Here is a 21,167-nt window from a genome sequence, read left to right on the forward strand (position 1 = left end):
AACCGCGGTGCGTTCAGCCTTACAACCCTGGTGTGTTGGGCTAAAAGTTCGATTTGGCTTGACAGCTTCTGAGGGGCTGCTCTTACCCATTTACTCCCGCAAATGCCCGTCCCCCACCGCCACCCATTTGTAAGTCGTCAAGCCCTCCGGTCCGACCGGGCCGCGTACGTGCAGTTTGTCGGTGCTGATGCCGACTACCGAACCCAGGCCGTAGTCGCCGCCGCCGGAAAGCCGGGTGGAGGCGTTGATCATCACCGAGGCCGAATCGACTTGCTCCTCGAACTGACGAGCTAAGCTGAGACTCTGGGTGACGATGCCGTCGGTGTGGCCGGAGCCGTAACAGTTGATATGGTCTATCGCCTGCTGAATGCCGGCGACGATTTTTACCGACAAGATAGGCGCCAAGTATTCGGTGGACCAGTCATCCTCAGTGGCCGCGGCGACGCCGGGCAGCAATTGCAGGGTTTGCTCGCAGCCGCGCAGTTCGATCTGTTGGGCGGTAAACGCCTGGTGCAGCAACGGCAATAAGGCCGCCGCGCATTCGGCATCGACCAGCAAGGTTTCCAGAGCGTTGCACACCTGTACACTTTGGCATTTGGAATTGACCGCCAGCGCCACCGCTTTGTCCGCTTCGGCGTCGGCGGCCAAATATAAATGGCAGATACCGTCGTAGTGTTTGATCACCGGTATCCGAGTGCCTTGAGCGATGCGCTGAATCAGGCTTTTGCCGCCGCGCGGGATCAGCACGTCGATGTAGCGGTCCATTTGCAGCAACTCGCCGACCGCCTCGTGGCCGGGGCTGCGCAGGATTTGGATGGCGTGTTGCGGCAAGCCGGCGGCAACGGCGCCTTGCACCATGGCGTCGGTCAGGATGGCGTTGGTTTGCAAGGCTTCGGAGCCGCCGCGCAAAATCACCGCGTTGCCGCTTTTGATGCACACCCCGGCCGCATCGGTGGTGACGTTGGGGCGGGATTCGTAAATCATGCCGATTACGCCCAGCGGCACCGATTTTTTATACACCCGCAGCCCGGCCGGGTTAGTGTGGCCGGTCAAAATGCGGTTGAGTGGATCGGGCAGTTGCGCGACTTTTTTCAAGCGCGACAGCATGTAGTCGAACATGTTGTCGTCCACGGACAAGCGCTTCAGCAGGGCCGCCGATTCGCCGGCGGCGCGGGCCGCATCAACTTCTTCGGCGTTGACCGCCAGCACTTGCGCCCTGACCGCGACCAAGGCTTCGGCCATTTTCGCCAAGGCCGCGTTGCGTTGCGCTTCCGATGCGGGCGCCAATTGGCGGGCGGCCGCGCGGCTTTGTTTGGCTAGGGTTTCGATAGCGGAGATCGTCATCAGGGATACCGGGATAGATAAGCGGAGGGAACAAGCGCCGCAACACAGCGGTTAAAGCAAACTTGCCGGCCGAAAGCCGGTTATTTTATCAAGTTGCGCAAGCGTTGCTTCATCTTGGCGACATGGGAACCTTCCCAGTAAATTCGCCGACACGCGCTACAGCGGTAAAACACCTGGTAATAGCGTTGGGTTTTGGCCTGCAAGTCGTGCAACACCTCGGCTTTCTCGACCGGTTCCATCAGGCCGTTACAAGCCAAACAACGGCTGAAGGCGTCTATGCCGGCGTATAAGTCGAAACGGCTCAGTACTTCGTGCAATTGCCGCTCCGGCTCTACCGCTCTGACCCAATAGCCGTACTCGATGATTTTAGCGAACAGCAAACGCCTGTCCCGGGTCAGCACGATACGCTGTTGAGAAGCGGCGATGGCGGCGATTTCGCTGTCGCTGTAGTCGTTGCGGTATAAGCAATCGAAGCCCAGTAATCGCAGGCGCTTGGGCAATTTGCCCAAGTTGACGTCCACCACAAACGCCGGCCTACCGGGCAAAGGCCGGCGCAACACGGAAGGTAAGTCCTGAGCGAACCGGGAAAACGCCGGATATACCGCTACTCTGTCGCCGGGTTGCAAGCGGTAGTCGAAGCCGGCAATCCGTCCGTTTACCACCAGTAAACCGACTTCTGTGTGCGGCACGCCCAGCACTTCGATAGGATCTTTTACCCCTGGAAAGCCGTTGAATCGATAGTCCAAACTCCGCTGCCGCTTGGCAAGCGGCAAGAAATCGTTCAGTTGTGCGTAAAAACGGAACTGAGCAGTATGTTCGGTCGACATAGCGTAATAGTTAACACCTCGATAAACCCAACGGTAATTCAACGCACATAACCGGAACGGATGAACACTCCCAAGCCTATTATTGGCTGAGCCGCGCTTATCGCTATTGATTCAAGCGCCGGCTGGCATGGAGCGTAAATCATAAACCGACTTCCGTGCAAAATCGTCACAAAGCACAAACCAGCCGAGCTAACGATTATCATAGGTCAACTCAATAATGACTTGGAGGGAACCATAGTATGGAGCACACCATCACGCCTACCGCTCATTCATGTGCTGCTTGCGTCAAGCAGCAACATTGCCCGAAGCAATATTATTATTCCGAATCCTCGCTTCGCAGAGAAAACGTATCCCAGCAAATTTATCCTCACGGCAAGCCCTTATTTCATCAAGGCGAGAGAGTTAAACATCTTTTTTACTTGAAATCCGGTTCGGTAAAAAAATTTTATACCAATCCGGACGGCGACCAACAAATAGTGAACTTTTATTTCTCGGGCGAGATTATAGACCCTATATATTGCTGGCTGGAAGCTTACCATTCGTGTTCCGCCGTATGCTTGGAAAGATCGATTGTATGTCTATTCCAGCTGCAATCTTTTTTTACAAATCCCGATAAACTAGATCGAATTGCCAAGGATTTTCATGCAGTATTTCAGTCGGAATTGAAACATCAACATGAAACTCTGTTATCCGTAGGCCAAAATGTCGCCCACAAGCGGCTGCTAATGTTTTTATTTGAATTAATCGATAGGCAACACTTGGCGCACAACAACGCTGCCAATATAAAATTCACAATGTCCCGTGACGAAATCGCCAACTATCTAGGCCTTGCACCCGAGACAATCAGCAGAACAATATCAAGCTTCGCACGCAAGGGCCTTATATCCGCAAAAAAGAAAAATTTAGAAATATACGATCTTGAAAAATTATATCAATCCATTAATTAACACGATGGCGATTATTATCCTACAAAGAAATCAATATATTGCATCATGGCAACTGAATAAAAACTTTAGACTTTCAGTCTAACGTTCATGAAAGCACGGCATCGCCCCGGCAAATGAAAGTCGACGCTGCTCTGTCGCTAGTGTTTTGGACGGCAGCCGCGTGATTTTCAGAGTAATGATCGGTTGATACCTATGACAACCATTGCTGTTGCTCCTACTGCAGGGGCCGCTTCACACCTATTCATTGCTAAAGCGCTACCCGCCTTTGCACCGGACCTGAACAAGAGACCGTTACCTGGAAAATCAAACCTTGCAGCGACATCATTTGTATACCGGGCCTTAAGACCGCTGCTTTTGTCGGTTCTACAATCGTGATCCCGCTTAAGTCTGCACACTGACCTAGTAGGATGAACCGGGAATGCTTAACACTTTTTTCGGCTGAATTGACATTAGTCGCCAAGCTCATTCGCTTAGTTGCTAAGTTAGCCGTTAAGGCGAAACGCAATTCAACATTTGCCTTGTACCCCCTCAAATAATGGAGATTCGACATGAGTAAAAAACTCTTGGTGAAACTGTTGCTGACCGTTTCCGTGCTAACGATTGCAAACTCTCAAGCAGCCATTCAAACGATCAATTTCGATACCGATGCCGGCGGAAACCCGATAGACGCGCCTAATTTATTTAATAATGCCGCCTCGTTGACCGAACTGTACGCCGACCTAGGTGTACACTTCAGTTCGTTGAATCGAGTGGCGCAATCTACGGTAATAATAAAAGATGGTATTGAAGTTACCGAAACAAGCAACGTAATGCAGGTTGCGAATAGCGGGATGGGATCCATATTAAACGAAAACGCCAATTTCGGTCACAATGCCAAAAGCGGGGATAATTTTTTGGCATTTAATAAACAAAGTGAATCAAATACTAACTTTTGGCGCATTAGTTTCGATGATCCCATCGGTTATTTCGGCATCAGCTACAGCAATGGACAAACAAGTAACTACTATGAATATTTTAATATTGAAGCTTACGATGTTAATGGCGACCGTATAGGGTCCAATTGGTCCGCTTACTCATACGGATCTCAGTATTTTTCTACCATGAGCTTCAAAAGCAGCACTGAGATTGCCTATATCGATATTGGCCAAGGAATATATTGTTGCGGACCCAATGCCACTGTAAGTACGGAACCCGGCAATTGGTCTAAAACTTACGACGATTTACTATTCGGCAGCTTCAGCGACGCGCCTTTATATATTTACGATATCAGCGGGAATTACAACGTTCCCTTACCGGGAGCGGTTTGGATGATGCTGAGCGGCTTGCTTGGAATTAGCCGATTGATGACACCTAAGCGTTTTGCCTTGGCAGGCTAATCGTATGCGGCCGTCACTGAGATGAACTCTCGGCGACGGCCGATACCGGGAATGTCAGACAGTGCAAGCCTGCTCGCTGGGAATATCGCCGGCATTGACCACCCGATTGCGGCCGTCGCGCTTGGCACGGTAAAGCGCGGTGTCGGCGGCATGCAGCAACTGGGCGGCCAGCGCGGAAATCGAGGTTTGTTGAGTTCGGCTAGCATCGAATGTTGCGGCTCCCACCGACAAGGTCACCGAAATCTTGCTTTCAGCATAATCGAGCATTAACGAGGCAATACAATCGCGAATTCTCTCGCCGATTTCGCCGGCAATCCTAGCGTCAGCCTCCGGCAGCAAAACCACAAACTCTTCCCCGCCGTACCGCGATAAAACGTCGCTATTACGCAAATGCTTTTTAATGGCACAGGCTACCGAACTTAATACGTAATCGCCGGTTTGGTGGCCGTAGCTGTCGTTAATGCGTTTAAAGAAATCGATGTCCAAAAACAAGCAAGACAGCGGTTGTTGACTGCGCAGGCTACGTTCCAATTCTTCTACCAAGCGTTGTTCCATGAAGCGGCGATTGTTCACGCCGGTTAACGGATCCAAAAAACTGGTGCGGCGCAAGGTCTCGAAATTCAGCGTGTTTTCCAGGCAAACACTAATAACGGAGCCTAAATGGGCAATAAAATCGGTCGCCATGGTTTTAACGAAACGGTCTTTTTTTCGGCTGCCCAAATTCAAAGAACCCAAATACCTGCCACGCCTGACCAAGGGAACCAAAATCACCGACGACGGCGGTTCGGAAAATCCGTGAAAAAACGGCGCATATTTTTCAGGATGATACAAGCCTAGCACCGGCTGCAGCCTGAAATCGAAGAAACGTTTAAACAAGCCATCGTTATCGACCAGCAGCAATCCGCTTCTGGCATGCGACTCGTAATTGTTTTGGCTAAGACACTCGGCGATTTCGCCATTGGGATCGAACAAATATAAGCTGACGACTTCCAAATCGAACAGAGATTTGCACTCGTCCAGGATGAACTCCAAGATTTCCGCCAGCGAGTTTAAACCCAATAGATGCATTTCAAACGATTGCAAACGTTTGAGCGTCAGGCTGTTGTGTTCTACGCGCTGTAAGATGCTGTCCAGGTGACTTTGCAGTACGCGTAAATCGTAGGTAATATCGTTCAAAGTCTTTGATCTGATTAAATTGCTGCCGGTAAAGACTAGCAGCAATCTAAAAAAACGCTCTATCCCCTTTCGGGAACAGAGCGTTAACGTTTAAGCCACTTGTTCGGCTATGGACTTATAACTGCCGATTTGATCGAAATTCATGTAGCGATATGTATCGGCACTGGTTTGATCAATCAACGCCGCGTATTGCATGTATTCTTCCACGCTAGGTATTTTTCCCAGTAACGAGCAAACCGCGGCTAATTCCGCCGAGGACAGGAAAACGTTTGCCCCGTTCCCCAAGCGGTTAGGGAAGTTGCGGGTGGAGGTGGAAACCACCGTAGCGCCCTCCGCCACCCTGGCTTGGTTGCCCATGCATAGCGAACAACCCGGCATTTCGGTACGGGCACCGACTTTGCCGAAGGTTCCGTAATAGCCTTCTTCCACCAATTGATTTTGGTCCATTTTGGTCGGCGGAGCCACCCACAGTCGGGTCGGCAGCGCATTGGCTTTTTCCAACAATTTCCCGGCCGCGCGGAAATGACCGACGTTGGTCATGCAAGAACCGATGAACACCTCGTCGATTTTGGTACCGGCGACTTCCGACAACGGCTTGATGTCGTCGGGATCATTCGGGCAAGCCAGCAGCGGCTCGGTAATTTGATTCATGTCGATTTCGATGACCTCGGCATATTCGGCATCCGGATCGGCCGACATCAACAGCGGATTTTCCAGCCAAGCTTGCATGGCTTTTATCCGGCGCTGAATGGTTCTCGTATCGCCGTAACCCTGCGCAATCATCCATTTCAACAACGTGATGTTGGAGTTTAGGTATTCGCGGATTGGCGCTTCGTTGAGTTTGATGGTGCAGCCGCCGGCCGAACGTTCGGCCGAAGCGTCGGACAACTCAAATGCTTGTTCCACTTTTAAATCGGGTAGACCTTCTATTTCCAAAATCCGCCCCGAGAACACGTTCTTTTTGCCCTGCTTGGCAACCGTCAACAAACCGCGCCGGAGGGCCGCATACGGAATCGCATTGACCAAATCGCGCAAAGTGATGCCGGGCTGCATTTTGCCGGTGAAACGCACCAACACGGATTCCGGCATATCCAACGGCATCACGCCTGTGGCGGCCGCAAACGCAACCAAACCGGAACCGGCCGGAAACGAAATCCCGATCGGGAAGCGAGTATGCGAATCGCCGCCGGTACCGACCGTATCCGGCAGCAGCATCCGGTTCAACCACGAGTGAATAATGCCGTCGCCCGGCCGCAACGAGACTCCGCCGCGGGTCATGATGAAATCCGGCAACGTATGTTGCATGGTGATGTCTACCGGTTTCGGATAAGCGGCGGTATGACAAAACGATTGCAACACCAGGTCGGCGGAAAAACCCAGGCAGGCTAGGTCCTTCAATTCGTCGCGGGTCATGGGACCGGTGGTGTCTTGCGAGCCCACCGTCGTCATGCGCGGTTCGCAATAGCTGCCGGGCCGCACCCCGGGTAAACCGCAGGCTTGTCCGACAATTTTTTGCGCCAAGGTGTAACCTTTGCCGGTGTCGGCAACGGCGGCCAAACGCTTGAACACGCTGGACGGACCAAGCCCCAAGGCTTTGCGTGCCCGGTCGGTCAGGCCGCGGCCGATGATCAGCGGGATTCTGCCGCCGGCGCGGACTTCGTCCAGAATCACTTCCGTTTTCAGCTGGAATTCGCAGATTATTTCGTCGCTGCCCGGTTCGATAGACTCAGGGCAGGCGTGGCGCTTGACCACGCCTTGGTAAGGATAAATGTCGATCACATCGCCCATGGCCATAGCACTCACGTCGCATTCGATCGGCAACGCACCGGAATCTTCCATGGTATTGAAAAAGATCGGAGCGATTTTGCCGCCTATGCACACCCCGCCGGCCCGCTTGTTGGGTATGTACGGAATATCCTCGCCCATGTACCAGAGCACCGAGTTGGTCGCCGATTTACGCGACGAGCCGGTGCCGACTACGTCGCCGACGTAGGCCACCGGAAATCCTTTGGCTTTTAGGTCGTTGATCTGTTGTTCGGCGTTGCTGATGCCGTCGCGCGGCATTTTCAGCATGGCTTTGGCGTGCAACGGAATATCCGGCCGCGACCAGGCATCCGGTGCCGGCGATAGGTCGTCGGTATTGGTTTCGCCGCTGACCTTGAACACGGTGACCGTTAGTTTCTCCGGCACTTCCGGCCGGCTGGTGAACCAATCGGCGTCGGCCCAGGATTGCAACACCTGTTGGGCGTAAACATTGCCCGCTTGGGCCTTTTCCTGCACGTCGTGGAAAGCGTCGAAAATCAGCAAAATTTGCGCCAGCGCTTTGGCGGCGATCGGCGCCAAGGGGGCGCGATCCAGCAATTCGATCAACGGGGCGACGTTGTATCCGCCGAGCATGGTTCCCAGCAATTCGGTGGCTTTTTCCGGCGTAATCAGAGGGGACGCAGCCTCGCCTTTGGCAACTGCGGTTAGGAAGCCGGCTTTGACGTAAGCGGCTTCGTCCACCCCGGCCGGAATCCGGTAAGCCAGCAAATCCAACAGAAACGCCTCCTCTCCGGCGGGCGGCTGTTTCAACAATTCAACCAGCGCCGCCACTTGCTCGGCATCCAGCGGTTTGGGAACGATGCCATCGGCGGCTCGTTCGGCAACGTGTTTGCGGTATTGTTCTAACATGGACATATATTGGTTTTATGTAGATAGATTAATTGACTCATCGTTACGACGCTGCGTTTAGCGATGATAGAACGATGCACGTGTAATGTTTTCTTTACTATGAAAGACATGGTGGGATCGACACATAGCCACGATTCGCAAGGCCATCATCGCGACTATGCGTCGCTCCTACCAAACTACCTTTCATTTGCCGGGGCGATTGCCAGACCTTCATGATCGTTAGGTTAAAGGCAAAATTGCTTAAACACCATCAGCCACGGATGCCAAGCAGGTTTGCCGTTGATAAATAACCAGTCCCACCCGATCAATGTGATCGAGCAAATCCCGATTCGATAACTGTTGATATTGGTTCAAATCGACCGTATAGGGCAGTAGCAAATCGTCGATTTGATCTTCGATCTGCATCAATTCGGCGAAACTCAGGAGCGGGCCTTGCAACGTCAAATCGATGTCGGAACCGCGCCGATAGTTACCTTTGGCACGAGAACCGTACACCAGCACTTGTCGAATCGCCGGATGGCGGGCAAATACGCTTACCAGTTTCTGTAGCGTGACCGACGGCAAACCCAGGCGTTCGGCGAGTGGTTCATTCATCGCAATAGCGCTGCATATCCGTCCGCAAAGCAACGAATAGTGGCAGGTAATCGGCAAAGATAGCGACTACCAGCGATTCCGCCGTTTGCTCGTCGTAGGTGTGAGAGGACAAGTTGCGACTGCCTATCATTGCCATCCAGCCCTCGCCGTCTTCGATCAAACCCGCCTTGAACGCCGCACGGGTAGCATCTTTGGAGCCTTTGAGCGAAAAATCGCCCTGGTCGTACAAAAAGTCTTTCAGTACGTTCCAGGCCAGCTCATGGGTAAACTCGAACGCCTGAATCACGCCTTGCTTTTCCAGTTTCGACAACGGACGCTGCCGCGCCAGTTCGGCGGCGTCAATCAATAGCGTCAAGGCTTTGATGAAATTGCTGAAGCGCTGTTGCCAGCGAATATCGGTCATGTTGGCTCGCCATCGCTCAAGGCATTGTTGCTATTCGCCATAATCTGCTGCTCCAACAGAAAGCTCAGCATGTCCTCGTTTTCAACCCGAGCATAAATCTCGGCGGCGCCGAAGGTCAAGCCCACCGCTTCCAACGGCACGTCGTCACCAAGAAAATAGTGATTGGATATCCAACCCTCGCGACGCCGGGTGGATTTTGACAATACCTCGACGACCAGTAGCGGCGCTTGGGTGTAATACTCGTGGGTCGAGGTATCTTGGCAAACCACCATCCCGTCGGGATAGAACAGATATTGACCCATTTTGATTTTCAAATCGGAGGAAAACGGTTCGCAAGATTTACCGCGCAAGTGCACGTGCAAAGCCGCCGCGATATTGCCTTTGATGCGTTCGTGATTCCTGCCGGCCCCAGACATTGCCACCAACTCGCCGTCGTCATACTCGCGCTTGGTATCGCTGAGCAATTCCACCGCCGGATCATCCTCAATGGACACCCAAGGTTTGCCGAATTCAGGTTGCGCGCTCATAACCGCTTCCGCCGCGGATATAATCACCCCATCGCATCGACGATGGCTTGGCCCATTTCCTTGGTGCCGTATTGGCTGGCCGGATTCAAATCCGGAGTAACGTAAACACCTTCGTTGACCACTTTTTCGATGGCCGTTTGCATCCGGTTTGCCGCGGCATGCTCGCCCAAATGGTTCAACATCATCACGCCGGCCATCATCACCGCGGTTGGGTTGGCGATGTTTTTGCCGACGATATCCGGTGCGCTGCCGTGCACGGCTTCGAACAGTGCGGCATCCTCGCCGATGTTGGCGCCGGGTATCAAACCTAATCCGCCGACCAATCCGGCGGTAAGATCGGACAAAATATCGCCGAACATATTGGTAGTAACAACCACGTCGAATTGTTCCGGCTTCATGACCATGTGCATGCAAGCTGCGTCGATGATCTTTTCATCGAATTGGATGTCGGGATATTTTTTAGCGACCTCGCGGGCGGTATTCAAAAACAACCCTTGGGTAAATTTCAATATGTTGGCTTTGTGGCATACCGTAACTTTGTTGCGGCCGTTATCGATTGCGTATTTGAACGCATATTCGACGATACGTTCGGAACTCGCTTTAGTCACCACGGCCAGACTTTCCGCAATATCTTTTTGCGGGGTCAGATAATGCTCCAATCCGACATACAAACCTTGGGTATTTTCCCTGACGACGACGATATCGACGTTATCGAAGCGCGTTTTAACGCCGGCCCAATTTTTGGCGGGGCGCACGTTGGCGTACAAATCGTATTTTTTTCGCAATTCGACGTTGATGCTGCGAAACCCCTCGCCGACCATGGTCGTTAACGGACCTTTGAATGCAACGCGGGTTTGATCTATCGATTCCATGGTTGCGTCCGGCAGCGGCGTACCGGTTTTTTCGTAAGCCGACATTCCGGCTTCCGCCTCGTGCCAATGAATTTTCGCGCCGGATGCGTCAATGACGGAAACCGCGGCTTCCATAATCGAAGGACCGATACCATCACCTTTGATCAACGTGACGTTGTGCATTCATACTCTCCTGAGTTTTAAATGGGAAATCATACCAGCTTAGCGTTAGCGCCACAGCCGTAAAGACGGCCGGACTCTGGACAGCAAGCGATTTTTATCGGAAAAGCAAGATACATACCTTTTGCGAGAAAGCCGAAATCGACGCGCTCCGCCATCAACCGCTCTGTTTAACGCACCAATAACGACAAAAACAGTTGGTTTTGATCCACTTTGGCGCACAGCGAGGTACAGGTAATAATCCGAATGTCATTTCGCCGTTTACCGATAAACGCTTCCGGTATTTCCGTTCCGCTTGGTTACAATGTCGCTATACAACCACTGGCACCACTATGATTGAAGTCAAAGACCTCTGTTTCGATTATCCGGGCCTGCGCGCGCTGGACGAGGTGTCGTTTCGCATGCCGCAAGGCAACGTGACCGCCTTGGTAGGCCCGAACGGCGCGGGTAAAACCACCTTGATGCGTTGTATAGCGGCCCTGGAGCAGCCATGCGCCGGATCGATCCACATCGCCGGTATCGACGTTTTGGAGCAGCCCAGGGCTTGCCACCGCATCATCGGCTACCTATCCGATTTTTACGGTTTATATCAACGTTTAACGGTCAAACAATGTTTGTATTTCGTCGCACGCGCTCAAGGCCTGCCGGATAACGATTGCGAAACGGCCATTGCTCAAGTCTGTCAATGGTTATCGCTAAGCGAACGCTTGGAGATGCGTCCGGGCGAATTGTCGCGCGGGCTACGCCAGCGGGTTGCCATCGCCCAAGCCATCATCCATAAACCGAAATTCGTGTTGCTGGACGAGCCGGCTTCCGGTTTGGATCCGGAAGCGCGCCACGAATTGGCCGGATTGTTTTTGGACTTACAGCGGCAAGGTATGACTTTACTGGTTTCGTCGCATATTTTGGCCGAATTGGAGAGCTATTGCAGCGACATGCTGATTTTGCGTCAAGGACGCATCGTAGAGCAAACGGTACTTAGACCCCGTAAGCAACAGATTACGATACGCTTGCAGTTGGCGGTAGCCATAGCGGAGTTAACCGAGAAACTTGCACGGATTGACGCCATACAAGCGGTCGATGTCGAAAATAACCAAACCGCTTGGTTGCTGATGCCCGATGACAAACAACAGCAACACCTCGTTCTGCAAACGTTGTTGGCGCAAGGCTTGCCGGTTTGCGAATTTTCCGCGGAATCACCCACTATGCAAGACGCTTATCTCGCATCGATTAGGCAATCCTCATGAATCTGAATCCGGAGTTTCAACGCCAACTTTTTTTGGAGTGCTCGCAAGCGCGCTTAATCGGCATTCCTCTGGTCCTAGCGGTTTTATTTACCTTCTCCTATATCGTCGACGGCCATCAACTAGGCCAAGCCAGCGCGCGTATGGCAACGTTTATCTTTACCTTGTCTACGTTGCTGTGGGGCTGCAAACAAACCGTAGACGCCGTCATTGAAGAGTTTCGCGAACGCACCTGGGATACGCAGCGCCTATCCGCGCTCGGCCCTTGGGAGTTAACCTGGGGGAAATGGCTGGGAAGCACCGTCATGGTGTGGTACGTCGGCACCGTCTGCTGGCTGGTGTATGCATTGAGCTCTGCTGCTACACACGACCTATTGAGCCGTTTATTTTTCGACGTCACCAGCGGTTTACTGATACAAGGTTTAGGTTTATTGCTGGGAATACTGGCGGCTAGACGCGGGCAATTAAAAAGCAGTGCCGTCTTCATCGGCGTGATCGTCGGCATTTTTCTGATCGTCGACAACTTCGGAGATCTTTCGTTGCTTAGCGAACACCGCGTGTCGATTTGGCATGGGCAAGTGATAGACAGCCACATCTTTCACAGAACCAGCCTGCTGTTAGCCTTGTTTTGGTGCGCGGTCGGCAATTACCGGTTAATGGCGCAAGAGCTGGGCCTCCGCGCCATACCTTGGATCTGGGGAGTTTTCTGTCTGTTTATGAGCGCTTATTTAGGCGGCTTCATCCCCAGTTCCGCTTACACCTTCGCATTAGCGAGCTTTAGCGTATGCAGCGCGTTGACCTACCTGGGAGTGATCGTTGAGAACAATCAGGCATTACGCTTCAAAAGACTATTTGGCTTTATCGTGCAACGGGCTTGGCGACGGGCGCTCGAAGAAGTACCTATTTGGTGGATCAGCCTACTGTTCGCCCTAGTCTCCGCATTGGCGTTAAGTATTTCCGAGCACCCGCTGCAAACCTTCGGTAGCTATTTGCATATTTATCCGTTCGCCATGTTGACTATGTTGGTGCGCGACTGCGGCTTGTATTTATATTTTTGTTACGGGAGCAACCCGGAACGCGCATTGGGTTTGACGATGTTAACGGCTGTGCTGTTGTACGTGATATTGCCAGGTCTCTTTAGCGCCCTGGGTCAAGTCACATTAGCCGCTTTATTCTTGCCGTTAAAGGCGAATTCGGCAGCCTGGGCCGGCTTATGCGGGGCATTGCAGGTCGTTTTGGTTTTACGTTTGCTATATGGGCGTTGGCGGATCAAAACCTGACGCTCACCAAATCCAGGCAAGCGTCCTGTCCTGAAACCGGACAGATATTTTTGAGAACGCCTTTTTAAAAAAGACTTGGAAAAGTCTGCGAAACCGTTTAGTAGGCCGAATTTATTCGTACCATAACGCGCTAAACAGCGGTTTTTGTACGAATGACCGCGCCTATGGGCATTAACGCGTCCCTGCGAGAAGGTAGTTACACTCTACCGTAGTTATCCTGAAAACGGACTATATCGTCCTCGCCCAAATAACTGCCGGATTGCACTTCCACCATCTCCAAAGGAATCACGCCGGGATTTTCCAAACTGTGGATAGCGCCGACCGGAATATATATCGATTCGTTTTCGGTCACCATAATGTCTTCGCCGTCTCGATGAACCCAAGCGGTACCTTTTACTACCACCCAATGTTCGGCGCGGTGATGGTGTTTTTGCACCGACAATTTGGCTCCCGGCTTGACCACAATGCGCTTGGTCTGGTGCCTGTCCCCGGTATCTACCAAGTCATAATGTCCCCAGGGCCGATAAACTTTGCGATGCATATGGGCTTCGCTACGCTTCAAGGCTTTCAATTGGTCGACGATAGCCTTGACGTCTTGAACCTTGTCCTTGGACGCCACCATGACCGCATCGTCCGTTTCGACAACGACTAAATCATCGACCCCGACCACGGCAACCAATTTACCGCTGGAATGAATATACGAATTGTGGGTATCCAACGCTAAAACGTCGCCTTTGATGGCGTTACCGGCATGGTCTTTGCCGGTTACGTCCCATAGCGCGGACCATGAACCGACATCGTTCCAGCCGGCATCCAACGGAATCACGGCCGCTTTGTCGGTCTTTTCCATCACGGCATAGTCGATCGAATCGGCAGGGCAAGTACTGAAAATCTCTTTATCCAGGCGGGTAAAATCCAAGTCGGTTTTGGCGGCGGCCAAGGCCTGCTTGCAAATCTCCAACATTTGCGGATTAAATTTCGCCAGTTCTTGCAGAAAATTACCGGCGGTAAATGCAAACATACCGCTGTTCCAATAGTAATCTCCGCTAGCGATGTAGCTCTGTGCGGTCTCCAGATTCGGTTTTTCCACGAATGCGGCGACGTTAAACGCATGTTCGGACACAGGCTTGGCGGTTTTGATATAACCGTAACCGGTTTCCGGATGGGTTGGCACTATGCCGAAAGTCACCAAATAGCCTTGCTTGGCCAATATTTCAGCTTGTGCGATTGCCCAATGAAAGGCAGCCGGGTCGGCGATAACATGATCGGCAGGCAGAATCAGCAACACATCGTCGGCCGAAGCCGCGCTCAATGCCGCCATGGCGACCGCCGGCGCGGTATTTTTGCCAATGGGTTCCAATATGATTGCCGCGGGTTTGCTGCCGATTTCCCAAAGTTGTTCGGCCATCATGAAACGGTGGTCTTCGTTGCAAACGGCAATCGGAGCTTGCAATCCGGGCACCCCCTGCAAACGCAGCATGGTCTCCTGTATCATGGTTTTGCCGGATACCAGAGGTAAAAACTGTTTGGGGTATTGACCGCGCGACAAAGGCCAAAGGCGTGTTCCGGATCCTCCGGAAAGTATCACAGGTATCATTGCAACTATTCCCTCTTTCTTGAAATAAAAACCGTACCGACCGGGTCAGCTGCAACAAGCCGCAGCGATGCGCTCCAGGCGAGACCGGGATGCCGGCATGTTTAAGGCGGAAGTTTCGGTGTACAGCACGACCATCAGCTCCGGCGCGGAATCGGCCTTGAGCCGTTTGAGCAATTGTAGCCATTTTGCGTAATAGCGGTTTGCGGTATTGACCTCGCCTACGCGGTACCAGCGAAATACCAATAAATCTTGGTTGCCGCGTTTAATCACCGACGCTTGGGCACTGACGCTCTGATTCGCGGCCTGCCATTCAACAATGTCCTGCCGGGTAATGCGCCACCCCGATTCTTCTTGGTTAACCAATACGTTTTGCGAATTAATCAATTCTCCGCCGGCCGATTCGTCGCCGAAATTCGCGACATACACTCCGTTAACGCTAGCGTCTACAGCCACGAAACGCTTGGCTTCAGCCATGACGCCGGGAAAACTTGGGGACCATCCCCATTGCGGTTCACTGACGTCTATCCCGGGAACCCGCTGCAGCAACTGCTCGGGAATTGACGGCTGTATCGATTGCAAATCTTTCAGGGCGACGGCCGTTAACGGCCAAACGCCGACGATCGCCATGCTCAGAGCGCTAACGGCTACCCATCGTTGAGACGAGGAATTATTGCCGATCACCGCTGCAGACGGGCCTTTTGCGAGGTTTGGCTTAGGTTCGTCGTGCCAAAACGAGCCGCCGTAAAACAGCAACAACATGACCAAACCGAAAAACAACCAGCCGTATATCACGTGGTCCACCCCCGTCGCCAGTTTCATGCTGCTCAAATGGCCTATCATGACGATCATATAAGCTCTGAAGCCATTGGCAACAATAGGCATTAAAATGGACAAGGCGATGAAAACGCTACGTTTTAAATAGCTGGTGTAATTCAGATAAGCGTAAATCATGCCTAATGTCATTGAGGCGATAAGGTAGCGTATGCCGCTACAAGCCTCTACCACCGACCATTGCCCGGAAGCCAGCGTGAAATGCAAACCTTCTCTCACCACGGTAATGCGGGTTAACTTCAGCATTTCCACCACAAATGTGGCGGTAAACTCCATCAGATACGGCACGAAATCCTCGCCGAACGGCACCATAAAAAACAAGAACATCAGCGGAAACAAGCTTGCCGAAACAAACTCCGTCCCCAAAATAGTCCATATCATCGATAGCAATAAACCGACCAAAGCAAATTGTTCGACAACCAACACATTGGCCAAATTTGCACACAGCCATAAAAAGCCGCAACCCGATATCGCCAGCCAAGCCGATAAATTGGGTGTCGGAACGAGTGGTCGATATTGATCTTTGCGCGACCAAATCAGCCAAAGGCTGGCCGGGATGACTAAAAAACCATGGGCGAACGTATCGGAGCGATACCAGATACTGACAACCGACTGCCAACTAGGCCAATATACGCAAACAAAAGTCAACAATAGGGCCGACAAGGCCAGTGCCGGCGACCGCCAATAGTCCGGTACCGCCGCTACATTCAGCATTCTGCCGTCTCCAGTTTCATGGGTAGTATGATTAAGCTGCATTTCGGTAAAACCACTATATTCTGCTAGGATATTTTCAATTTTTCAGTAACGGAATTATTAAGTCGCCCATGGCTACCTTGTTTCACCATTTACTTTTCGACAATTTGACCCGTTCTCCCCATGCCGACGCCATTGTGCAAAAGGACAGCCGTATTAGTTTCGGACAATTGGCGGAACAAGTGGCGGTCCAAGCCGGCGCCTTACAGAACTTGGATTTGGCCCGCCAACAACGGGTTGCCATTTATTTACCTAAACAGTTGGAGACGGTTACCGGCTTTCTTGCCACTTCCTTGGCCGGCGGCGTATTTGTGCCGGTGAACCCGGTATTAAAAGCATCTCAAGTCGCGCATATTCTGAACGATTGTAACGTCAAAATCCTAATTACTTCGAAAAGCCGCTTGGCATCTCTGGCAGAGGCTCTAAACGGTTGCACGGATTTACATACCGTCGTCCTGATCGACGCTAACGTTCAACAAACCTCCGAAAGCCATTATCGGCTGCTTGACTGGGCAAGCTATTTGGCTGGCGCGGCGAATCGCTCGTTACAACCGCAGATTCAAATCGATACCGATATGGCGGCCATCCTGTATACCTCCGGCAGCACGGGCAAACCCAAAGGCGTGGTATTGTCGCATCGAAACATTGTAGCCGGCGCGTACAGCGTCGCCGAATATCTAAAAATCGAGGCTAGCGATAAATTACTCGCGGTATTGCCGTTCAGTTTCGATTACGGTTTAAATCAGCTTACCACCTGTTTGCTCAAGGGTGCATGTTGCGTCCTGATGGATTATTTGTTGCCGCGCGATGTGGTAACCGCCTTGGCAAAATACCAAATCACCGGACTGGCTGCGGTACCGCCGCTTTGGGCGCAATTATCCGAGCTGGAATGGCCTGCACAAATCGATAGTCATTTACGCTACATGACCAATTCCGGCGGCAAAATGCCTAAAGCCGTATTGCAAAAGTTACGCAGCAAAGCGCCTAGCGCACAATTTTTCCTGATGTACGGCTTAACCGAAGCCTTTCGCTCGACCTATCTGCCTCCCGACCAAATCGACATCCGCCCGGATTCCATGGGCAAAGCGATTCCGAATGCAGAGATTATGGTGGTGCGCGAAGACGGCAGTTCGTGTGCAGCTCACGAGCCCGGCGAATTGGTGCACCGCGGCTCCTTAGTCAGCCTCGGTTACTGGAACGATAAGGACAAAACCGCGGAACGGTTTAAACCAGCACCGGGACAGTTGTCCGGTTTGCCGTTGACCGAAATCGCCGTATGGTCCGGCGACACGGTCACCATGGATGAAGAAGGCTACCTTTATTTCGTCGGCCGCAAAGACGATATGATAAAAACTTCCGGCTATCGAGTCAGTCCAAGCGAAATCGAAGAAGTGATCTACGCTTCCGGTATGGTCAAAGAAGCGGCGGCTATCGGAATCGAACACGCCACATTAGGGCAAGCGGTGGTGGTCGTGGTCAGCCCGCAAGACCCAACCGCATTCGACTCGGAAGCCTTATCCGCATGTTGCAAAGCGCAACTACCCAACTTTATGGTGCCGGCCAAAATCGAAATGCAAGCCAATCTTCCACGCAATCCCAACGGCAAAATCGATCGTAAAAGCCTAACTCAGCAATACGCAGACTTATTTCAACAGTAACCGCCTATGACTCCCACCTCCCCTAAGCACGCCGCGATGACGACTTTTCCAGTCATTAACGGCGAACTAACGGTCGGCAACCTGCCATTGTCCCGCTTAAGCCAACGTATCGGCCAGACTCCGTTTTACGCTTACGACCGTGGCGCACTCAGCAACCGGGTGGCTCAATTACGCCAAGCCATGCCGGCCGATCTAAAAATTCATTACGCACTCAAAGCCAATCCCATGCCGGCCGTCGTGCAACACATGGCCGGCTTGGTAGACGGTTTCGATTTGGCCTCCGCGCTGGAAATGAAAGTGGCGTTGGATACCTGCATGCCGGCGGAGCAGATCAGTTTTGCCGGCCCGGGAAAGCGCGAATCCGAGTTACATCAGGCCATTGCCGCCGGGGTAACCATCAATATCGAGTCGTCGCAGGAACTCGAACGCATCTGCGGGCTGTGCCGGCAAACCGGCTTTAACGCGAAAGTGGCGGTGCGCATCAATCCCGCATTCGAGCTTAAGGCGTCGGGCATGAAAATGGGAGGCGGCCCCAAACAATTCGGCGTAGACGAAGAACAAGTGCCGCAAATGCTACAACGCATTAAAGAAATGGGCCTGGACTTTCAAGGTTTCCACATTTACAGCGGTTCGCAAAATCTGAAGGCCGAAGCGATTATCGAAGCCCAACAAAAAAGCCTGAATCTAGCGGCTCAACTCGCCGAACACTGCCCTTCCGCCATCAAGAAACTGAATATAGGCGGCGGCTTCGGCATTCCGTATTTTCCGGGCGATACGCCGTTGGCCATCGATCAAGTCGGCAACGCCTTGGGCGAAGCAATGCAAGTCGCCAAACCCAGCCTGCCGAATGCGGAAATCATCATCGAATTAGGCCGATATTTGGTAGGCGAAGCCGGTATTTACGTAAGCCGAATTATCGACAAGAAAATATCCCGCGGACAAATCTATCTAGTCGTGGATGGCGGCTTACACCATCACCTAGCCGCATCCGGAAATTTCGGTCAAGTCATCCGCAAAAACTACCCGGCGGCTATCGGTAACAAAATGACTGAGCAAGATTACGAAACGGTGAGTGTAGTCGGGCCGCTCTGTACTCCACTGGATTTGCTTGCCGACAGAATGTGGTTGCCTAAAGCCGAAATCGGCGATCTAGTGGTGATCTATCAATCCGGCGCTTACGGATACACTGCCAGTCCGGGAAAATTCCTGAGTCAACCCGATGCCGTGGAAGTATTGGTTTAGAGATCAGCCGTGCGTTTTACCTATCCATTCGGCAATGTCATGCCAGATGACCGGGGCTTGCAAATCGCGCAACAGCATGTGATAGCCATTTTCGTAATAGCTGACCGTTTTGTTTTGCATCCCGGCCGACAGCAGCGATCGGATGAATAATTCGGTTGGTTCGGCCGGCACTATTTGGTCTTTTTTTCCGTATAGCAGCAAGGTGTTGACATTCAATTTGTTTGCCGATGCCAACGCGGTGTCCATGAGGTCGGCCAACCCGGAAATTGCGTCTACGCGCGTCTCTTTTATCACCAGAGGATCTCTCCCCAAAGCGCGCAACATTTCGATGTTGTCGGAAGGCATAATGTCCAATCCTCTACCCGTCAACGTGACCCACGGCAAAGTGTGCGACAAAGCCCATAATAACGAGGTCTGGTACCAAGGCATGGTTTTTCGTCCCCATACGGCAGGCGCCGACAGGATAACCCCATCCACACTAGGCTTTGGATTGACCGTCATCGCCGCAATGATGACGGCGCCCCCCATACTTTCGCCCAATAAATAAACCGGTACGCCCGGGTGCTCCTCTTTCACTAGTGCGGAAAAATTAGCCACGTCCGCCGCATAGACCTCGCTACCCGCCCACATTCCCGTCCTAGGACTTTCTCCGAAACCTCGCTGATCGTAGGCGTAACAATAAATACCTTGTTGTTGCAGATATTCGGCCGCAGGGCTAAAAAACCGTCTGTAATCGTTGAATCCGTGCAACGCGACCACAATCGCCTTAGGATGATTTGCTTTCCAACGACTCAGTTTCAATCCTATACCGTCGGCGGTCACGAACAAATCCTCTAGCAAGCGTCCGCCGTGAATGGCGGAAGCGCCGGTAACCGGCGCTACCGGAGTGCAAGCCGGCATTAACATCATTAAAATCAAGGTGAAATATCGAGAAACAGCGAAACTCATAGTTGCAACATCTATTTAAGTAAAGCGCGCTGATGTAGCTAACCAGCGAAAGACAGGCGTAAAATCGGACAGCAATGCATCGACTTATATCGTTTCCATGCCCGAAACGCCGTTACCAGTATACCGAGAGTTTTCGGATTACCACCCAACATTGCCACGAAAATGCGTTGCGCAAACACATAATTTGAAAAGCACTCGGTAAAAATCCCCTTACTTGCACACAATTATCGACGTTGTCAGGGGTTAGAAAAATTTCCTTGCCCATGCAATATCGTATCGATATTATAAAGGCTTAATCCTAGTTAGGAGCCACCCATGAAAAAAATAATAATCAGCCTAATGATTACAGCGGCAGCCTTTTATAACCAGCTTAGCCATGCTGATGAAGTCTTGTCAGACCAAGCAAATACAGCAGGCAACGTTTTTAACAACGAACCCACGATCAGTCTTCTTACCGAATTTAGCATTTACGCTTTTATTTCGGGCATTTATGCTGTTTATTGGTGGAAGCACCGTCTATAGCTAACGTTAGAGCGCTAGATTCTTCTACTTTAACGTTTGGTAGCAGTGTGCTTATGTAGAATCTGTGAATATGTCCGGATAGCCTCTGCGCCGCTGTTTCCCGGAGCGTACCCGCTATCAAATTTATAGTGTGGACGCGATAACCGATGATGCAATTCCGGACAAAAATTTCCGAACATCAAAAATAATGGTTT

Annotated in this window: 18 protein-coding genes; 7 read left to right on the top strand and 11 right to left on the bottom strand. The window is 51.9% G+C overall.

Annotated elements, in window-relative coordinates; translation table 11 throughout:
- Positions 1–90: 90 nt before the first annotated feature.
- A complete protein-coding gene (locus F1E05_RS12105; protein ID WP_150048798.1) occupies positions 91–1,344 on the bottom strand; it encodes a glutamate-5-semialdehyde dehydrogenase in 1,254 nt (417 codons plus the stop codon).
- An 80-nt stretch (positions 1,345–1,424) separates the two neighbouring features.
- A complete protein-coding gene (locus F1E05_RS12110; RefSeq protein ID WP_150048800.1) occupies positions 1,425–2,171 on the bottom strand; it encodes a Mut7-C RNAse domain-containing protein in 747 nt (248 codons plus the stop codon).
- A gap of 239 nt (positions 2,172–2,410) precedes the next feature.
- Between F1E05_RS12110 and F1E05_RS12115 the strand changes: the two genes are divergently transcribed.
- Both F1E05_RS12115 and F1E05_RS12120 read left to right on the top strand, forming a co-directional pair.
- Positions 2,411–3,118 (top strand): Crp/Fnr family transcriptional regulator, encoded by a 708-nt coding sequence (locus F1E05_RS12115; protein ID WP_150048802.1) that lies wholly within the window; start codon positions 2,411–2,413, stop codon positions 3,116–3,118.
- Positions 3,119–3,666: 548 nt separating this feature from the next.
- Complete coding sequence (locus tag F1E05_RS12120; RefSeq protein WP_150048804.1) at positions 3,667–4,494, top strand: hypothetical protein; 828 nt, start codon at positions 3,667–3,669, stop codon at positions 4,492–4,494.
- A 54-nt stretch (positions 4,495–4,548) separates the two neighbouring features.
- Here F1E05_RS12120 and F1E05_RS12125 read toward each other — a convergent pair whose 3' ends face one another.
- The 6 genes from F1E05_RS12125 to F1E05_RS12150 all read right to left on the bottom strand — a co-directional run bounded on the left by F1E05_RS12125 (position 4,549) and on the right by F1E05_RS12150 (position 10,901).
- The gene (locus F1E05_RS12125; RefSeq protein WP_150048806.1) at positions 4,549–5,670 is read right to left on the bottom strand and encodes a sensor domain-containing diguanylate cyclase; all 1,122 of its coding nucleotides are present in this window, start codon (positions 5,668–5,670) and stop codon (positions 4,549–4,551) included.
- A 90-nt stretch (positions 5,671–5,760) separates the two neighbouring features.
- Positions 5,761–8,343, bottom strand: coding sequence for a bifunctional aconitate hydratase 2/2-methylisocitrate dehydratase (gene acnB / locus F1E05_RS12130; protein WP_150051966.1), 2,583 nt, complete (start codon positions 8,341–8,343; stop codon positions 5,761–5,763).
- 240 nt (positions 8,344–8,583) lie between these two features.
- A complete protein-coding gene (locus F1E05_RS12135; protein WP_150048808.1) occupies positions 8,584–8,937 on the bottom strand; it encodes a nucleotidyltransferase domain-containing protein in 354 nt (117 codons plus the stop codon).
- Complete coding sequence (locus tag F1E05_RS12140; RefSeq protein WP_150048810.1) at positions 8,930–9,340, bottom strand: nucleotidyltransferase substrate binding protein; 411 nt, start codon at positions 9,338–9,340, stop codon at positions 8,930–8,932. Before F1E05_RS12140 ends, F1E05_RS12135 begins: the two co-directional genes overlap by 8 nt.
- A complete protein-coding gene (locus F1E05_RS12145) occupies positions 9,337–9,867 on the bottom strand; it encodes a Uma2 family endonuclease (RefSeq protein ID WP_190303124.1) in 531 nt (176 codons plus the stop codon). Before F1E05_RS12145 ends, F1E05_RS12140 begins: the two co-directional genes overlap by 4 nt.
- Positions 9,868–9,890: 23 nt before the next feature.
- Entirely contained in the window at positions 9,891–10,901 is a 1,011-nt protein-coding gene (locus tag F1E05_RS12150) for an isocitrate/isopropylmalate dehydrogenase family protein (protein WP_150048812.1), read from the bottom strand.
- Positions 10,902–11,230: 329 nt separating this feature from the next.
- Between F1E05_RS12150 and F1E05_RS12155 the strand changes: the two genes are divergently transcribed.
- Positions 11,231–12,145, top strand: a complete 915-nt coding sequence (locus F1E05_RS12155) for an ABC transporter ATP-binding protein (RefSeq protein ID WP_150048814.1) — start codon at positions 11,231–11,233, stop codon at positions 12,143–12,145.
- Positions 12,142–13,422, top strand: coding sequence for a hypothetical protein (locus F1E05_RS12160; RefSeq protein WP_150048816.1), 1,281 nt, complete (start codon positions 12,142–12,144; stop codon positions 13,420–13,422). The genes F1E05_RS12155 and F1E05_RS12160 overlap by 4 nt, the downstream gene beginning before the upstream one ends.
- A 196-nt stretch (positions 13,423–13,618) precedes the next feature.
- Here the strand turns inward: F1E05_RS12160 and F1E05_RS12165 are convergent, their stop codons facing one another.
- Positions 13,619–15,019, bottom strand: a complete 1,401-nt coding sequence (locus F1E05_RS12165; protein ID WP_150048818.1) for a mannose-1-phosphate guanylyltransferase/mannose-6-phosphate isomerase — start codon at positions 15,017–15,019, stop codon at positions 13,619–13,621.
- Between the two features lie 45 nt (positions 15,020–15,064).
- Positions 15,065–16,564: an exosortase A gene (gene xrtA / locus F1E05_RS12170; RefSeq protein WP_150048820.1), complete on the bottom strand. Its 1,500-nt coding sequence runs from the start codon at positions 16,562–16,564 to the stop codon at positions 15,065–15,067.
- Positions 16,565–16,674: 110 nt separating this feature from the next.
- On the opposite strand from xrtA, the gene F1E05_RS12175 reads away from it, so the two are divergent.
- Both F1E05_RS12175 and F1E05_RS12180 read left to right on the top strand, forming a co-directional pair.
- Entirely contained in the window at positions 16,675–18,261 is a 1,587-nt protein-coding gene (locus F1E05_RS12175) for an acyl-CoA ligase (AMP-forming), exosortase A system-associated (protein WP_150048822.1), read from the top strand.
- A gap of 6 nt (positions 18,262–18,267) precedes the next feature.
- Positions 18,268–19,503: a pyridoxal-dependent decarboxylase, exosortase A system-associated gene (locus tag F1E05_RS12180; RefSeq protein WP_150048824.1), complete on the top strand. Its 1,236-nt coding sequence runs from the start codon at positions 18,268–18,270 to the stop codon at positions 19,501–19,503.
- A 3-nt stretch (positions 19,504–19,506) separates the two neighbouring features.
- Here F1E05_RS12180 and F1E05_RS12185 read toward each other — a convergent pair whose 3' ends face one another.
- The gene (locus F1E05_RS12185) at positions 19,507–20,451 is read right to left on the bottom strand and encodes an alpha/beta hydrolase (protein ID WP_150048826.1); all 945 of its coding nucleotides are present in this window, start codon (positions 20,449–20,451) and stop codon (positions 19,507–19,509) included.
- 315 nt (positions 20,452–20,766) lie between these two features.
- Here F1E05_RS12185 and F1E05_RS12190 point away from each other — a divergent pair, with 315 nt between their 5' ends.
- Positions 20,767–20,973 carry a hypothetical protein gene (locus F1E05_RS12190; protein ID WP_150048828.1) on the top strand — a complete coding sequence of 69 codons (207 nt, stop codon included), beginning with the start codon at positions 20,767–20,769 and terminating at the stop codon, positions 20,971–20,973.
- Positions 20,974–21,167 lie beyond the last annotated feature (194 nt).

This window comes from Methylomonas rhizoryzae, assembly GCF_008632455.1.
In the GTDB taxonomy this organism is placed as follows: domain Bacteria; phylum Pseudomonadota; class Gammaproteobacteria; order Methylococcales; family Methylomonadaceae; genus Methylomonas; species Methylomonas rhizoryzae.

Bases quoted from the DNA above. Each gene is read 5' to 3' on its own strand.
- F1E05_RS12105 (WP_150048798.1), bottom strand. From the start codon at position 1,344: ATGACGATCTCCGCTATCGAAACCCTAGCCAAACAAAGCCGCGCGGCC.
- F1E05_RS12110 (WP_150048800.1), bottom strand. From the start codon at position 2,171: ATGTCGACCGAACATACTGCTCAGTTCCGTTTTTACGCACAACTGAAC.
- F1E05_RS12115 (WP_150048802.1), top strand. From the start codon at position 2,411: ATGGAGCACACCATCACGCCTACCGCTCATTCATGTGCTGCTTGCGTC.
- F1E05_RS12120 (WP_150048804.1), top strand. From the start codon at position 3,667: ATGAGTAAAAAACTCTTGGTGAAACTGTTGCTGACCGTTTCCGTGCTA.
- acnB (WP_150051966.1), bottom strand. From the start codon at position 8,343: ATGTTAGAACAATACCGCAAACACGTTGCCGAACGAGCCGCCGATGGC.
- F1E05_RS12135 (WP_150048808.1), bottom strand. From the start codon at position 8,937: ATGAATGAACCACTCGCCGAACGCCTGGGTTTGCCGTCGGTCACGCTA.
- F1E05_RS12140 (WP_150048810.1), bottom strand. From the start codon at position 9,340: ATGACCGATATTCGCTGGCAACAGCGCTTCAGCAATTTCATCAAAGCC.
- F1E05_RS12145 (WP_190303124.1), bottom strand. From the start codon at position 9,867: ATGAGCGCGCAACCTGAATTCGGCAAACCTTGGGTGTCCATTGAGGAT.
- F1E05_RS12150 (WP_150048812.1), bottom strand. From the start codon at position 10,901: ATGCACAACGTCACGTTGATCAAAGGTGATGGTATCGGTCCTTCGATT.
- F1E05_RS12155 (WP_150048814.1), top strand. From the start codon at position 11,231: ATGATTGAAGTCAAAGACCTCTGTTTCGATTATCCGGGCCTGCGCGCG.
- F1E05_RS12160 (WP_150048816.1), top strand. From the start codon at position 12,142: ATGAATCTGAATCCGGAGTTTCAACGCCAACTTTTTTTGGAGTGCTCG.
- F1E05_RS12165 (WP_150048818.1), bottom strand. From the start codon at position 15,019: ATGATACCTGTGATACTTTCCGGAGGATCCGGAACACGCCTTTGGCCT.
- xrtA (WP_150048820.1), bottom strand. From the start codon at position 16,564: ATGCTGAATGTAGCGGCGGTACCGGACTATTGGCGGTCGCCGGCACTG.
- F1E05_RS12175 (WP_150048822.1), top strand. From the start codon at position 16,675: ATGGCTACCTTGTTTCACCATTTACTTTTCGACAATTTGACCCGTTCT.
- F1E05_RS12180 (WP_150048824.1), top strand. From the start codon at position 18,268: ATGACTCCCACCTCCCCTAAGCACGCCGCGATGACGACTTTTCCAGTC.
- F1E05_RS12185 (WP_150048826.1), bottom strand. From the start codon at position 20,451: ATGAGTTTCGCTGTTTCTCGATATTTCACCTTGATTTTAATGATGTTA.
- F1E05_RS12190 (WP_150048828.1), top strand. From the start codon at position 20,767: ATGAAAAAAATAATAATCAGCCTAATGATTACAGCGGCAGCCTTTTAT.